This window comes from Oerskovia sp. Root22 (genome assembly GCF_001429135.1).
Classification (GTDB): Bacteria; Actinomycetota; Actinomycetes; order Actinomycetales; family Cellulomonadaceae; genus Oerskovia; species Oerskovia enterophila.
In genome coordinates this window covers 504,466-519,606 of sequence record NZ_LMIL01000011.1, presented here as the reverse complement: position 1 = coordinate 519,606, position 15,141 = coordinate 504,466, and the positions used below count along the sequence as shown (strand labels likewise).

General features: G+C 71.0%; 10 protein-coding genes. 1 reads left to right on the top strand and 9 read right to left on the bottom strand.

Translation table 11 applies throughout. The features are described 5' to 3' along the window. Nucleotides 1-12: 12 nt before the first annotated feature. Nucleotides 13-1,560 (bottom strand): amidophosphoribosyltransferase, encoded by a 1,548-nt coding sequence (gene purF / locus ASE15_RS17660; protein ID WP_056652405.1) that lies wholly within the window; start codon nucleotides 1,558-1,560, stop codon nucleotides 13-15. Nucleotides 1,561-1,677: 117 nt separating this feature from the next. Between purF and ASE15_RS17655 the strand changes: the two genes are divergently transcribed. After that, a complete protein-coding gene (locus ASE15_RS17655) occupies nucleotides 1,678-3,042 on the top strand; it encodes a hypothetical protein (RefSeq protein ID WP_056652408.1) in 1,365 nt (454 codons plus the stop codon). Between the two features lie 136 nt (nucleotides 3,043-3,178). Here ASE15_RS17655 and ASE15_RS17650 read toward each other — a convergent pair whose 3' ends face one another. The 8 genes from ASE15_RS17650 to ASE15_RS17615 form a co-directional block, all read right to left on the bottom strand. Continuing rightward, on the bottom strand, nucleotides 3,179-3,607 hold the full coding sequence (locus ASE15_RS17650) for a hypothetical protein (protein ID WP_056764709.1): 429 nt from the start codon (nucleotides 3,605-3,607) through the stop codon (nucleotides 3,179-3,181). 202 nt (nucleotides 3,608-3,809) lie between these two features. Continuing rightward, a complete protein-coding gene (locus ASE15_RS17645) occupies nucleotides 3,810-8,516 on the bottom strand; it encodes an ExeM/NucH family extracellular endonuclease (RefSeq protein ID WP_056764700.1) in 4,707 nt (1,568 codons plus the stop codon). Nucleotides 8,517-8,905: 389 nt separating this feature from the next. After that, on the bottom strand, nucleotides 8,906-9,283 hold the full coding sequence (locus ASE15_RS17640; protein WP_056652419.1) for a sterol carrier family protein: 378 nt from the start codon (nucleotides 9,281-9,283) through the stop codon (nucleotides 8,906-8,908). A 96-nt stretch (nucleotides 9,284-9,379) separates the two neighbouring features. Further along, entirely contained in the window at nucleotides 9,380-10,978 is a 1,599-nt protein-coding gene (locus ASE15_RS17635) for an RNB domain-containing ribonuclease (protein WP_056764698.1), read from the bottom strand. 204 nt (nucleotides 10,979-11,182) lie between these two features. Next, on the bottom strand, nucleotides 11,183-12,070 hold the full coding sequence (locus ASE15_RS17630; protein ID WP_056764696.1) for an ABC transporter ATP-binding protein: 888 nt from the start codon (nucleotides 12,068-12,070) through the stop codon (nucleotides 11,183-11,185). Continuing rightward, entirely contained in the window at nucleotides 12,067-12,978 is a 912-nt protein-coding gene (locus ASE15_RS17625; protein WP_082608994.1) for an ABC transporter ATP-binding protein, read from the bottom strand. The genes ASE15_RS17630 and ASE15_RS17625 overlap by 4 nt, the downstream gene beginning before the upstream one ends. Continuing rightward, nucleotides 12,975-14,144 carry an ABC transporter permease gene (locus ASE15_RS17620; RefSeq protein ID WP_157257661.1) on the bottom strand — a complete coding sequence of 390 codons (1,170 nt, stop codon included), beginning with the start codon at nucleotides 14,142-14,144 and terminating at the stop codon, nucleotides 12,975-12,977. The genes ASE15_RS17625 and ASE15_RS17620 overlap by 4 nt, the downstream gene beginning before the upstream one ends. Further along, the gene (locus ASE15_RS17615) at nucleotides 14,137-15,132 is read right to left on the bottom strand and encodes an ABC transporter permease (protein WP_056652425.1); all 996 of its coding nucleotides are present in this window, start codon (nucleotides 15,130-15,132) and stop codon (nucleotides 14,137-14,139) included. Before ASE15_RS17615 ends, ASE15_RS17620 begins: the two co-directional genes overlap by 8 nt. Between the last annotated feature and the right edge of the window lie 9 nt (nucleotides 15,133-15,141).

Sequence of the window (15,141 nt, the reverse complement as noted above, 5' to 3'; positions counted from 1 at the left end):
CGTCGTACGGGGTCAGGGGTGGTCGAGGGCGGTCCCGCCGCCCACTCCCACGGAGAGCGAGCGCAGCCCGTCCTCGGGGGCACCGAGCGGGAGCTCGGCCTGCTCGAGGAGGTGCTTGCCCAGCTGGTCGTCCGGCGGCAGCTCGATGGGGTACTTCCCGGTGAAGCAGGCGGTGCACAGCTGCGACGCCGACTGCTCGGTCGCCGCGATCATGCCCTCCTCCGAGATGTAGCCGAGTGTGTCCGCGCCCAGGGAGGCGCCGACCTCGTCCGGGGACAGGCCGTTCGCGATGAGCTCGGCACGGGACGCGAAGTCGATCCCGTAGAAGCAGGGCCACTTGACGGGCGGGGAGCTGATCCGGACGTGGACCTCGGCCGCTCCGGCCTCGCGGAGCATGCGGATCAGTGCGCGCTGCGTGTTGCCGCGGACGATCGAGTCGTCCACGACGACGAGGCGCTTGCCCCGGATCACGTCCCGCAGAGGGTTCAGCTTGAGCCGGATCCCGAGCTGGCGCAGGGTGTCCGAGGGCTGGATGAAGGTGCGTCCCACATAGGCGTTCTTGGTCAGCCCCTGCCCGAACGGGATACCCGACTCCTGCGCGTACCCGACCGCCGCGGGGGTCCCGGACTCCGGGACCGGAATCACGAGGTCCGCCTCGATGCCGTGCTCACGGGCGAGCTGGCGTCCCATCTCGACACGGGCCGCGTGGACCGAACGACCGTTGATCGAGGTGTCCGGGCGCGCGAGGTAGACGTACTCGAAGACGCAGCCGGCACGCTCGACCGGCGCGAAGCGCTGCGAGCGCAGGCCGTCGCCGTCGATCGCGATGAGCTCGCCGGGCTCGACCTCACGGACGAACGAGGCGCCCACGATGTCGAGGGCCGGGGTCTCGCTCGCGACGACCCAGCCGCGCTCGAGGCGTCCCAGCACGAGCGGACGCACACCCTGCGGGTCGCGCGCCGCGTAGAGCGTCTTCTCGTCCATGAAGACGAGGCTGAAGGCGCCGCGGAGACGAGGGAGGACCTCCATCGCGGTGTCCTCGAGAGAGTGGTCGTCGTCGCCCGCGAAGAGCGCGGTGATGAGCGCCGTGTCGGTCGTGTTGCCACGGGCCAGCTCGCCCCGGCGCTGCGCGCCGTAGCGCTCGGCGACGAGGTTCACGAGCTCTGCCGAGTTGGTCAGGTTGCCGTTGTGGCCCAGGGCCACCGTCCCGGCGGACGTCGCGCCGAGCGTCGGCTGCGCGTTCTCCCAGGTCACCCCACCCGTGGTGGAGTACCGGCAGTGCCCGACGGCGATGTGCCCGGTCAGGGCGTTCAGCGCACGCTCGTCGAAGACCTGGGAGACGAGTCCCATGTCCTTGTAGACGAGGATCTGCTCACCATTGCTGGTCGCGATCCCGGCTGATTCCTGACCGCGGTGCTGCAACGAGTACAGACCGAAGTAGGCAAGCTTGGCGACCTCTTCGCCGGGCGCCCAGACACCGAAGACGCCGCAAGCGTCCTGGGGGCCTTTCTCGCCGGGCATGAGGTCGTGGTTAAGAAGTCCATCTCCGCGGGGGGCCACGGCTCCAGTCTCCCATACGGTCGCCGTTCGCCAGAAGCCGCGATCAGGGGATGGACCTCTCGCCCCGACGCGGGCCCGCCCCTGTACGTGCCCCACCGCGGTCGCTACCCTCACGCAGTGACCGACTCCTCCGAAGACTCCCCGGGCCGCACGATCTCGGTGCTGGGTCGCCCGGTCCCGACGAGCACGCTCCGGCTCGCCGAGCCCGCACCGAGCGGCCCGCAGGTCCTCGCCGACGGCCTGCTGACGATCTCCAGGACCGTCCTGACCTCGGCCGGTCTCGGCTTCCTGGTCCTCCTCGGCGCCTGGCTCACGGTCGAGGAGGGATTCCCGGACGTGTGGCGCGACCTGCACCTCGACCCCGTCAGCAGGGCCTCGATCGCCTACGTGTGCGCGGTCCTCGGCGCGGGCGGCATCCTGTACGCACTGTCGAGCGCCTCGTCGCGCACGCTCCTCGGGCGCAGGCTCGACTCGCTCGCGGGCACGGCTCCCGAGCGCGTGCCGGTGCGCAACGTACGGGCTCGAGCCCTCGTCGACGGCATCACTCCCACGGCGCCCCTCGTGGGTCTGTGCGTCGCCCTCCTGATCGCCGTCGGGGTCGCCGCCCTCCTGGTGGCCCCCATCATGATCTTCGAGAGCGACATGGTGGCGGTCGGGCTGGCGGTGCTCGCCGGTGCACTCCTCCTCGCCGGGCTCGTCGGGTCGGCGCTCTCCGCGCTGAGGAGCCGGGGACGACGGGCGTGGACGCTCCTGACAGACCGGCCCCGACAGGCCTGGAACGACGGGGTCGTGCGGAACGCCGAGCGCACCGAGAAGCGCCTCCGCCCCTCCGACGAGCGGACGATCGACCTCGGCAGGGTGCACCGCCTGACGGCCAGGGCGCAGAGGCCGCTGACCGTCGTCGGCGGCGTCCTGCTCGGTGCGGGACCGGTCGTGGGGTTCATGGCGGTCTTCCTCCGACAACCGGGACGGAACGCGGACACCCTGTACTACGACGAGAAGGGTGAGGCGGCGATCGACGTGATCATCACGTCGGGGGCCGTGCTCGCGCTGGCGGGATCGGCGGTCCTCCTGCTCGCCCTCGTGGCGACCACCGTGGTCAGGGCCCTCGAGCGCCGCGCGCTGCGCAGGCACGCGCTGGCCGACGACGCAGGCTCGTGGCGGCCCGACGACGCGTTCCTCCGGCAGGCTCTCGACGGGCCACCTCTGCTCTGGGCGGGAGGCGTCCTGCTCCTCGGGCTCGCGACCGTCGTCGTCCCGGCCGTCCTGGCGCTGCTCCAGGTCACGGGCGATCCCGCGCACCCTCTGACGACCTACCGCAGCACGATCGAGGCCACGGCCGCGGTGTCTGTCACCGTCGCGCTCCTCGGGGCCGTCGCGGTCACCGTCGGCATGCCGGTGGGGGTCCGGTTCCGTCAGCTGCTCCGCGAGGCGTGGCACCCGGGGGACGATCCCGCGCCGGCGGCGGTCACCGGCTCCTGACGCGGGCGGTCTTCCCGCCGGCACGGCTCTCCGGCGGCACGCGCTTCCGGCCGGCCGATGTCACCGCTCGACGGCGAAGGGCATGCGGGCCGGCGCGCGGACTCGACGAGCCGCACACCGCGCGATGCCGAAGGCGTCAGCGGCGCAGGCTGCGCTTGTCGGCCCAGATCGCCAGGGCGCCCGCGACGAGCGTCGTGAGCGTCGTCGCACCGAGGACGATCACGCTGAGATAGACGCCCGGCTTGAGGACGCCGCTCGCAGCGGGAGACACGAGCCAGGAGACGCCGACGGCCAGGCCCAGCACGATCCCTGCCAGCGCACCGGTCAGGAAGAACGCCTTGTAGCGCGGAGCGCGGCGGACCGTGGTCGGGTCGACGACCGACTCGATCTCGACCTCGTCACCACGAAGGCCCTGGTTCGCGTCGTCGCTCGGTGCGCCGACCGTCGTCGGGTCGGTGCCGCCGGCGGTGCTGGTGCTGCCGGTCGAGCCGGCCTCCGGCGTCGAAGCGGCGTCGAGGCCGGTCGGGGTCTCGTTCACGTCGGGGTCGGGGGTGCTCGTGCTCACGCGCCGACAGTACCCCGTCCCACTGGGAATCCCCTGTGCCCTCCACCCGACCGGTGGCAGGCACGCGCTCGCCGTGCGCGGTCTCCCTGGCGCGGCCCGCGCGGGTGCGCCCCCGCACCCGGGGGCGGGACGCCGTCGGGCCTGCTGCCCTGGCGACCAGGAGAGCAGGCCCGACGACGTTCAGACGATCACACGCGCTGCGTCAGCCGCACGTGACCGCCGGGTAGGCCAGGTCGTAGGTCTCGTAGAAGCCCTGACCGTCCTGCCACTTGTACGCCGCGACGCGCACCGTGCCCGCGGGCACCGACGTCGCACGGCTGTTGAACGACTGCGCCGCGATCTTGCCCGGCTGCAGCTTGGTGAACTTCTTCTCGCCGAACGCGGTCGTGTAGCGCACGTCGATCGGGAGCGACTCGCCGTTCGTGCCCTTGACCGAGAGGTGCACGCGACCCGCCACGCACTGGGTCGTGGCCGTCAGGCCGTCCATGACGACGTCGGGCAGGTCTGCACCCTCGACCGTCAGGGCCAGCCGCGTGACCGTCCCGCTCGGGGCGGCGACGACGTACACGCCGTACTCGCCCCCCGCGGTCTCTGCCGGGACAGGCACCTCGAGGCTCGCAGCCCCGTTCGTGACCGTGCCCGTGGCCACGGGCGTGCCCGGGTTGGCCGCGTCGAACGCCGTGCCCGCAGGCACGAGGTACGCCGAGACGCCCGTGTTGAGCGGGCTGCCGAGCGACGTGAGGTTCAGGCGCGAGACCTGGGCCGTCACGGACTCGCCCGCGGTGACCGTCCCCAGACCGTCCGCGACCACGCTGCGACGAGCGAAGTCGGGGCTGAGGTTCGGGTGGGTCTGCAGGTAGGAGATCCACGCGTCGCGGTCGATCAGACCCGAGTCGCGCGCGTCCGTGCCCTGCGCGAAGACCCGGAAGTTGTCACCACCCGTGGCGAGGAACGAGAACGTCGCGACCCGGTACGTCTTGGCCGGGTCGAGCGGCTCGCCGTTGACCAGGACCGAGGTGACGTTGTCGCCGGGGGTGGCGTTCACGTCGGTCGTCTTGACCGTGTACTTGACGTTGTCCGACAGGCCCAGCGCCAGGAACGGGCGCGACGGGCGCGTGCCGTCGGGGTTGGTCTGCCACTGCTGCTCGAGCATCGTCTCGACCTGCGCGCCCGTGAGGGACACGGTCCACAGGTTGTTGACGAACGGCAGGACCGCGTTGGCCTCGGCGTAGGTGATCACGCCGTCGTCGCCGTAGAACAGCTCGTTGCGCAGGCCGCCCGCGTTGACGACACCGAAGTCGGCGCCGCCTCGGGCCGGGTCGGCCAGCGTGTCGAGCAGCGAGGTCGCCACGAGGTTGCCCAGGGTCGACTCCGAGGCACGGTCGTCACGACCCGTGGAGGGCAGCGGGCCCGAGCCCTTGTACTTGCCGTCGACGTACGAGCCGCCCAGGAAGGCGGTCGTGATGTCCGCGGTGACCGAGCCGACCGGCTGAGCGCCGATGACCTCGGCCTGCGCGAGCGCCGCGTCGACGATCGTCTTGACCTCGGCCACGCGCGGGTACGCCGCGACGAGCTCCGGAGCAGGCGTCGTGGTGCGCTTGACGTTCGCGACCGAGTAGTCGGTGACCTCGTCCGTCGCGGTGTCGAACGTCAGGCTCACGTGCCCGATGTTCTCGCCGTAGCTGCCCGTCTGCAGGACGGGACGGGTCTTGTCGGTGCCGGGGATCGGCGCCTCCCACGCGTACTGCTTGTGGGTGTGGCCCGTGAAGATCGCCGCGACACGGGCGTCCGTGTCGTTGACGATCTGCTCGAACGCGCCCTGGTGGGCGAGCTCCTGCTCGAGCGAGGAGCCGTCCGGCGTGCCGGCGCTCGCACCCTCGTGGTAGAGCGCGACCAGCAGGTCGGCCTCACCGTTCGCCGGGTCGCCGTCACGCAGCTGCGCGGCCACGCGGTTCACGGCCTCGACGGGGTCGCCGAACGAGAGGTCCGCGATCCCGGACGGGGTCACGAGCGTCGGGGTCTCCTCGGTGACGGCGCCGATGACGCCGACCTTGACGCCGTCGACGTCGATCACCGCATACTCCGGCAGGACCGGGTTGGTGGTGTCCTTGGCGTAGACGTTCGCGCCCAGGTAGGACCAGTCGGCCGCGTCGGTCACGCGCCCCGCCAGGTCGCTGAAGCCCTTGTCGAACTCGTGGTTGCCCACCGCGGAGGCGGACAGGTCCAGGGCGTTGAGCACGTCGATGGTCGGCTGGTCGTCCTGCAGCGCCGACGCGAAGAGCGACGCGCCGATGTTGTCGCCGACCGAGAGGAACGCGGTGCCCGCCGGGTTGGCGGCGCGCAGCTGCTCGACGGTCCCGGCGAAGTTGACCGTGTTCGCGTCGATACGACCGTGGAAGTCGTTGATCGCGAGCAGGTCGAGCTCCTTGACCCCGCCCGGCTCCTCGCCGCCCAGCTCGAGGCCGACGACGATCGGGTCGTGGTCGGACGAGCGGAACGCCGTGGTGTCGTACAGGTTCGAGACGTTGTAGTTGTAGCGGCTGTACTCGTTCGCGATGGGCTCGACCGAGTTGATGTTCCAGATGTCGGTGTCCGTCACGGCAGCGGCGGCACCGGGCGAGGCGAGCACGTGGTCGAGCGAGCCGACGAGGCCGTCGAACAGGTACGTCTCCTTGCCCGTGGTGGGGCCGAGGTCCACGTAGCCCGCGTCCGTCAGGACCTTGATCGGGTCCTCCTGGGCGTAGGCGTTGAAGTCGCCCGCGAGCAGCACCTTGTCGGTGCCGGCGGCCGTGGAGACCTGGTCGGCGAACGTGACGAGCGCCGTGGCCTGCTTGACGCGCGAGGCGTTCGAGGCGCCCTGCCCGTCGCCCTGGTCGGCGTCGGCACCCGAGCCCGAGCCCTTGGACTTGAAGTGGTTGGCGATGACGACGAAGTCCGAGGAGGCCTCTCCCCCGGCGACCCGGAAGGTCTGGGCGAGCGGCTCACGCGCGTTGTCGAAGGCCGCGACGTCGTGGATGACCGAGGCCCCCACGGGCTCGACGGCCGCCGGACGGTAGATGAAGGCCGTGCGGATGACGTCCTCCGAGGCGGGCAGCGTGGCCGGGGAGGGCACGAACGCCCAGGTCCCCGCGCCGGCCGCGGCGTTGAGCTTCGAGGTGAGCGTCGAGAGCGCCGAGTCGCGGTCCTTGCCGAACGCCTTCGAGTTCTCGATCTCCTCGAGCGAGACCACGTCCGCGTCGAGCGCGTTGATCGCCGCGACGATCTTGGTCTCCTGACGCTGCAGGTTGGTCGCGTTCGCCGCGCCGCGGGCGTCGCAGCCCGTACGCACGGTGATGGGGTTCCCCTCGCGGTCCGTGTAGAACTGGCACCCGCTGAGCTGGTCGCCCGTCGTGGTGAAGTAGTTCAGGACGTTGAACGTCGCCACGGTCGCGTCGCCGCCCACGTCCTCCGGGGAGTCCGTGCGCGTGTTCGCGAACGTCGCGGGCTGCACCGCGGCGGCGTTGGCCGGGGTCAGCTCCGTGACGGGCTGGAAGTTCCAGCCGTCGAACCGGTAGTCGAGGACCACGGGCGACGTGAACGTCGCGAGCGCTCCGACGCGCACGGGTGCGCCACCGGTCAGGTACGGCAGGGGCTTGGCCTTGTTGGCCGCGTTGTTGAAGTTGGTCGTCGCGCCGTCGTCGAGGTTGACCCGGCGGGCGTTCGCGTCGGCGACCGCGGCTGCGGCCTCCGCGCTGCCCGGCCGACCGACCGACGTGGGCTGACGGAGCGGCTCGGTGCCGCTGGCCAGGACGACCGAACCGTAGTAGTTCGTGTCGTAGTTGTCGGCGACGGTGTAGTCACCGGCGGGCTGGACCAGCATGCCCTCGAGCTTCTCGCGGTCCGCGTCGGTCGCGGGGTACGCGACGTTCGCGGGCTTCACGACCTCGGCGGGGTCCGTCAGGACCGTCCAGCCGCCCGCGGCAGGCGTGACCTGCGTCAGGCCGAAGTACTCCGAGACGACGCCCGTGACCTCGACGTGCTGACCGACCTGCAGCGCCGTCGCCGCAGCCTTCGAGTACACGAAGAGGCCGTCCGACGCGGTGTGCGTCGCGAGGTCCAGGTCGCCGCCCGAGCCAGCCGTCTGGATGTAGAGGCCGTCGAAACCGCCCGAGGGGTAGGTCGCGGTCACGACGCCGCGCGTCGTGACGGTCTGTCCCACGAGGGGGCTCGCGGCGCCCGTGCCCTGGATCTCGGCGATGGTCCTGGCCGTGCCGGGCTCAGGGTCCGGGCCGGGGCCGGAGCCGCCACCGCTGTTCTGCGGGGTGACGGTGCTGCTGACCGCGAAGTCCACGGAGTTGTCGTCCGTGTCTGCGCCGGCCGCACGGTTGAGCGAGCTGGGCACGTTGTTCGCGGTGCCCGCAGGAGCGGCCGCGGTCTCGAACGTGTTGGACGAGCCGTAGCCCAGGAGGTCGACGACCTGCGGGTTGCCCACGAGCGAGCCCGGCGTCAGCGTGATCGCCGAGGGTGACTTGACCAGCGCGAGCGTGCCGTTCTGACCCTGCGGAGCGATGGTGCCCGTCGCGTCCGGCGTGGGGAGAGCGGCGCCGTTGGCGCCGTTCGAGGCGCCCTGGACCAGGTAGTAGCCACCGGCCCTGATCTTGCCCGACAGCGGGACGACGCCGTTCGAGGCCCCCGTGCCCGTCGCGGACCGGTACTGGACGGACCAGCCCGTGAGGTCGATGTCCGCGGCCGTCGGGTTGTAGAGCTCGACGAACTTGTTGAGGTACGGGGCGTTCGCGCTGCCACCGTTGAGGTATGCCTCGTTGATGACGACGGACGACCCGTCGACCGCAGCAGAGGCAGCCCCCGCGGCTACCGTGCTGAACGCCGCCGTGGCGACGAGCGACGCGGACAGGGTGGCCGCGACCACACCTCTCCTGCGTCGGGACTGATCATGACTACCGATCACGCTGACTCCTTCGTGTCGTGGCCGGGTTCCCGGCGCGCCCACCTCGGCGCGGGTGGCGCAGGTGCGGGCTCTGGAATCCAACAGCAGGCTGATGAACGCGCGGTGTCCGGCCGGTCACTTCCGGTCGAACGCCCGCTTCCCCCTACGAACGGCACTGTCCTGCCGGGGTGCGCGACGTCGTCGTGCGTAGACCGGTCGACGGGCGCCGTCGCCCGTTCGCCTGGCACGCTATCTCACGATGCAGACACTGGGAACTTCGGAGGTGCGGGTCGCGGGGCGAAGTTCACCCGCCGGTCGGGAGGTGTCCGCGTGCCCGACGGCGGCGCGCAGGTCCGAGCGCTCGGCTCGCCCTAGCGGTCGCGGCGGCGGGCGGCCTGCAACGGCAGCAGTGCCGAGATGTCCGAGCGTTCGCCCGACGCGCTGATCCGTCCGTCGGTGACGGCGTCGGCCCAGGCCACGGTGCCCGTGACCAGGCCGAGCCAGGTCTCGGGGTCCGTCTCGACCACGTTGGGCGGGGTCCCGCGCGTGTGCCGCGGTCCCTCGACGGCCTGGACCGCCCCGTACGGAGGGACCCGGACCTCGACCGCGTGCCCCGGCGAGACCTCGGCGAGCTCCTCGAGCGTGAAGCGGACGGCGGTCGTGACCTCAGGACGGCCTGCGGCACCGTCCTGCCAGGCGGCCAGGGCGGTACGGCCGACGGCCGGGTCGGTGCGGCGACGAGGAGGCATGGGTCCATCCTCCCCTCTCCCCTGCCGAGTGCATGATTCCGCTGCGACTCGCCGGGCATTTCGCGGCGGAATCATGCACTCGACCGGACGGGGGCCTCAGACCAGGTCGAACCCGACCCGTCGCAGCTCGATCGACGCCTCGCGCAGCCGCACCCGGACCGGGTCGCCGAGCGGCAGGCCGACGCCCTGGACGCTCGCACGGACCGCGGGCTCGGCGATCACGACCTGACCGCGCACCAGGTCGTGGCCGGCCGTCGCCGGTGCTGCCGCTCCGGCAGAGGGACCGCTGGCCGCGGAGGTGGCCGCCCCGTCGCGGGCCGACGCCTTCGCAGCCCGTTCGGCATCCTTGGTCGCACGGCGTCGGCGCTCGTCGTCGTTCTCGACGTCGACCACCACCGCGTCGAACTCCTCGCCCACGCGGCCCGCGAGCAGCGCGGCCTCGACGACGTCGACGCTCGACCGCTCGTACGATCCGGCCCTCTGCCCCGTGCGGGCCATGGTCCGCGGCAGCCCCGGAAGCGCCTCGCGTACCCAGATCGGGACCTGCGCCCCCGCGCTGAGGGCCAGGCAGATCTCGGTGCCGTAGCGGTCGACCAGGCGGCGCAGCGGTGCGGTCACGTGCGCGTACTCGGCCGCGATGGCGGCGTGCGCGACGTCGTCGGGCACCCCCGGAGATTGCCCCACCCCACCGAACGGCGCGTACGAGGCCCCCCGGAACAGCGACGTCGCCTCGTTGAGGAACGCGGCGTGCCGCGAGGTCCCCGAGTCGAGCGTCGACAGCAGGTCGCCGTACGTGACGTCCTCGGGCCAGTCGATGCCCAGCGCCCGGGCCGTGCGCCGCAGGCGCGCGAGGTCACGCGGGTCCGCCGCGGGCAGGGTGCGGAAGATCCCGACACCGCCCGCGCGCATGAGCCGTGCCGCCGCGATCCCGGTGAGCAGGGAGATCTGGGCGTTCCACCCCTCGACCGGCAGCGTCGAGCGGAACGCGAGCCCGAACGTCCCGTCCGGGTGCGCCACGACGTCCTGCTCGGGCACGTTGAGCGACACGCCGCCACGCTCCCGCTCGCGCGCCTCGCGCAGCAGCCCGATCTCGCGGAGCAGGTCGAGCATCTCGCCCGCGTCGCCGGCGTCGAGCCGGGCCTGGGCCTCCTCGTAGGTGAGTCGCGCGGTGCTGCGCACGAGGGCACGCTCGACCCGCGCGGAGACGATCTCTCCGCGCTCGTCGAGCTCGACGTGCCAGACGGCGGCCGGACGGTCCGCGTCCGGCAGGAGGCTCGCCGCCGACTCCGACAGCACCTCCGGGTGCAGCGGGGTCCGCTCGTCGGGGCCGTAGAGCGTCATCCCGCGCTCGTTCACCTCGGCGTCCAGCGCACCGCCCGGGGTCACGAACACCCCGAGGTCGGCGATCGCGTACCGCACGTGAAATCCCCCGGGAGACCGCTCGAGGTGGACGGCCTGGTCGAGGTCCATGGACCCGGGCGGGTCGATCGTCACGAAGCCGACGGCACGCAGGTCCGCACGCCCCGACGAGACGTCGGTCGCGGCCGCGGCCGCTGCGTCGTCGAGCACGTCCTGCGGGAAGCCCGCGGGGATCTCCATCTCGGCACGCAGCGATGCGAGCGCCGCGAGGACCGGGTCGGCCGCGGGCCGGACGGGGGCGGTGGTGGGCGCGATGCGCAGGTTCCTGGTGGGCACGTCCCGACTCTAGGCCGTCGCTCCGGCGTCGGACGGTGACGCGACGGGATCGCCGACCAGAAGAGCCGGGCGAGCCGCCGGTGGGGCCGCGTGCCGGCGAGGCCGCCGCACTGGCGACGAGGAACGGCCCCGGGCATCTGCCCGGGGCCGTTCCTCGTCCTGCCGGTCGCCTGCTCGCCACCGGCACCGCTCCGGCGGCCGACCTCAGAGGTCGGCTGTGCCGAAGCGGTCGCGCGCCGCACCGGCATCCCCCGAGGTTGCCGATGCCGACGCGAGCTCTCTGCGCACCTCCTCGCGAAGCCGCCCATGGTTCTCCGGGTTGGGCGCCGCCCCCAGGAGGAGCTTCGTGTAGTCGTGCTGCGGGTTGAGGATGACCTCGTCCGACGGCCCACGTTCCACGATCTTCCCGCGGAACATCACGATGATCTCGTCGCTGAAGTGACGAGCGGTCGCGAGGTCGTGCGTGATGTACAGGACGCCCAGGCTCTCCTCGCGCTGCAGCCGGGCCAGAAGGTTCAGCACGGACAACCGGATCGAGACGTCCAGCATCGAGACCGGCTCGTCCGCCACCAGGAAGCGGGCTCCCGGGGCGAGCGCACGGGCGATCGCGACACGCTGTCGCTGCCCACCGGAGAGCTCGTGCGGCCGTCTCGCCGCCACGATCGGTGCGGGCGTGAGGTTCACCCGCTCGAGGAGCTGGTGGACCTGTGCGTCGATCTCCGTGCGCCCCTTCGCCTTGCCGTGCAGCCGGAGGGGACGCTCGATGTGGTGCGCGATCGTGTGGAACGGGTTCAGCGAGGCGAACGGGTCCTGGAAGACCATCTGCACGTTGCGGCGGTACTCCGCCAGCGCGCGCCCGCGGGTCGCGCTCTTCCTGCCGTCGATGAGGATCTCGCCCGACGTCGGCGTCTCGAGCTTGGAGATCATCCGGGCGACGGTCGACTTGCCCGAGCCCGACTCTCCGACCAGGGCGATGGTCCGGCCGGGCTCGAGCGTGAACGAGACGTCGTCCACGGCACGGAACTTCTTGCCCGCCCCGCTGCCGCGCACGCGGAAGTCCTTGGTGAGGTTCTTGACCTCGAGCGTGCTCACAGTGCGTTCCCTTCCGTGCTCTCACCGCTGCGCACGAACGAGCCACGGTCCCCGGTGAGACTGGGGAAGGAAGCGAGAAGCTTGCGCGTGTACTCGTGCTGCGGCTTCGCGAAGATGTTCGCGGAGGTGTTGAGCTCGACGATCTCGCCGTGCCGCATCACCGCGATCCGGTCGCTGATCTCGAGCAGCAGCGGCAGGTCGTGCGTGATGAAGACGACCGCGAAGTTGAACTGCTCGCGCAGGCGCATGATCTCTCGGAGGATCCCCCGCTGCACGACGACGTCGAGAGCGGTCGTCGGCTCGTCCATGATCATGACCTGCGGGTTGAGCGCGAGCGCCATGGCGATCATGACGCGCTGGCGCATGCCGCCCGAGAGCTCGTGGGCGAAGCTGTCGAGACGGTTCGGGTCCACACCGACGAGCTGCAGCAGCTCCCGGCTGCGCTCGAGCTTCTCGGCGTTCGACATGCCGGGACGGTGCGTGGTGAAGACGTCGAACAGCTGGGACCGCACGCTGATGACCGGGTTCAAGGAGTTCATGGCTCCCTGGAAGACCATCGAGATCTTGTCCCACCGGAACGCCCGCAGCGCGTCCCCCTCGAGCGCGGCGACGTCGATGTCCGTCCCGTCCTGGTCGTGGAAGACGATCTCCCCTGCGGTACGCAGGGCGGGTGGCTTCAGGAGCTGGTTGATCCCGTAGGCCAGGGTCGTCTTGCCGCATCCCGACTCTCCGGCGAGGCCGAGGATCTCGCCACGGTGCAGGGTCAGGGACACGTCCTTGACAGCCTTGACCGGGGGCGTGACCTCGTACTCGATCGAGACGTTGCGCGCTGTGAGGACCGGCGCGAGGCCGGCGATCGACTCCGCGTGGTCGGGCGTCGTCAGCGGCCCGGTCGTGAGCGCCGTCATGCGTTCACCCTCTCCTTCTCCTTGGCGTTGCCGCCGGTGTCGTCGCCGTCGACGGGGGCGTCGGCCTCGGGGTCCGGGCGCGTGTCCTCGTCCCGTACCTGCGCCTTGCGCGCCTTGCGGACGCTCTTGACCGCCGCCGGCGCCGTGCGCAGCTTCGGGTTGATGATCTCGTCGATGCTGAAGTTGATGAGCGAGAGACCACAGCCGAACAACGCGATCATGAGGCCCGGCGGCACGAACCACCACCACGCGCCGATCGTGAAGGCGTTGTGCTGGCTGGCCTGGTTGAGCATGGTTCCCCAGGTGATCGCCCCTGACGGGCCGAGCCCGAGATAGGACAGGCCGGCCTCGGCGAGGATCGCGAGCACGACGGCGAAGAGGAACTGTGCGGCGAGCAGCGGCAGGAGGTTCGGCAGGATCTCGACCGTGATGATGCGCATCGGCTTCTCGCCCGCGACGCGGGACGCCGCCACGTAGTCGCGGCTCCGCAGCGACTTGGCCTGCGAACGAAGCACGATCGCCGAGCCCGCCCAGCTCGTCAGGCCGAGGACGACCGCGATGATCCACATGCTGCGGCTCTCCATGTAGCTCGCGATCACGATGACCAGCGGGAGCCCCGGGATGACGAGCATGACGTTGGTGACGAGCGAGAGGCCCTCGTCCGTCCAGCCGCCGACGTAGCCGGCGACGATCCCGAAGAACAGCGACAGGACGACGGCGATGGCCCCCGCGACGAGGCCTACGGTCAACGACCCGGCCGCGCCTTCTGCGAGCTGCGCGAAGAGGTCCGCACCGAGGTTGTTGGTGCCCAGGAGGTGTGCCGCGCTCGGCGGCTCGAACACCGGGTTGTCGTAGTTCCAGGGATCCTGCGTGACGAACGGCGCGATGATCGCGAACAGGCCGATACCGATCGTGAGCACCAGACCGACGATCAGCTTGCCCGACCTGCGAGGCAGCATCTCGCGGAACCCGCGCCGGGGCGGGGCGACGACCGGTGCGTCGGCCGTCAGTCCTGCCGTCGAGACGTCCCTCGGGGTCGGGACGTCGGGCACGAGCCCCTCGGTACGGTCCCTCGGAGCGATCCCGTCGGCCACTGTCTCGGCGACCGGGGACGAGCTGGTGGCGGGAGTCACGAACTCCTGCGTGCGGATGTCGTCGTCAGCCATTGTGTCGAGCCCTCGGGTCGATGAAGCCGTACAGAAGGTCCATGAGGAAGTTCGCCGCGAGCACCGTGACGGTGATGACGAGGAACACCCCCTGCATGAGCGCGAAGTCCTTGTCCTGGACCGCGTTGATCATCAGCTTCCCGACACCGGGGTAGGTGAAGACCTGCTCCATGACGATCGACCCGGCGACCACGAAGCCGAGCGAGACGCTGAACCCGGCGAGCGACGGCAGGGCCGCGTTGCGCGTGGCGTAGGTCGTGAGGATCCGGAAGGGTCGCAGCCCCTTGGCCTCGGCCGTGGTGATGTAGTCCTCGGACAGGGTCGAGACCATCATGTTGCGCATCCCGAGGAGCCAGCCGCCCACCGAGGACAGGACGATCGTCAGCGCGGGCAGGAACCCGTGGTAGACGGCGCTCGAGAAGAACTCCCAGGTGGGCACAGGGCCGTCCGGGAACATGAACGTGTCGTAGCCGCCGATGATCGGGAACCAGGCCAGGTTCACGGAGAACACCGCGATGAGGATCAGTGCGAGCCAGAAGTACGGCACGGACTGCAGGAGGGTGGATGCCGGGATGACCCCGTCCACCCAGGTTCCCCGCCGCCAGCCGACCCACGCGCCCAGGGAGATCCCGATGACGAAGGACAGGACGGTCGCCAGGCCGACGAGCACGATGGTCCAGGGCAGAGCCTGACCGATCAGCTCGGACACCGGGGCGGGGAACTTGGTGATGGAGGTCCCGAGGTCGCCGTGCAGGAGGTTGTTCCAGTACCGCAGGTACTGGTCCCACAAGGACGACTGGTCGTCGGAGCCGAAGAGGAGCTGGATGCTCTTCTCCATCGCGGGGGTGAGCTCTCCCTTGCGGGCCATCTTTGCCCGGAAGATGTCCTCCGCGTTCCCCGGCATCAGCCGAGGGATGAAGAAGTTGAGGGATATGGCGGCCCACAGGGTGATCACGTAGAACGTGAGCCGCCGAGCGTAGTACTTCACCGTTCTGTA

Excerpts from the sequence above, each read along its gene's own strand:
- ASE15_RS17620 (WP_157257661.1), bottom strand. The coding sequence starts at position 14,144 with ATGGCTGACGACGACATCCGCACGCAGGAGTTCGTGACTCCCGCCACC.
- ASE15_RS17640 (WP_056652419.1), bottom strand. The coding sequence starts at position 9,283 with ATGCCTCCTCGTCGCCGCACCGACCCGGCCGTCGGCCGTACCGCCCTG.
- ASE15_RS17625 (WP_082608994.1), bottom strand. The coding sequence starts at position 12,978 with ATGACGGCGCTCACGACCGGGCCGCTGACGACGCCCGACCACGCGGAG.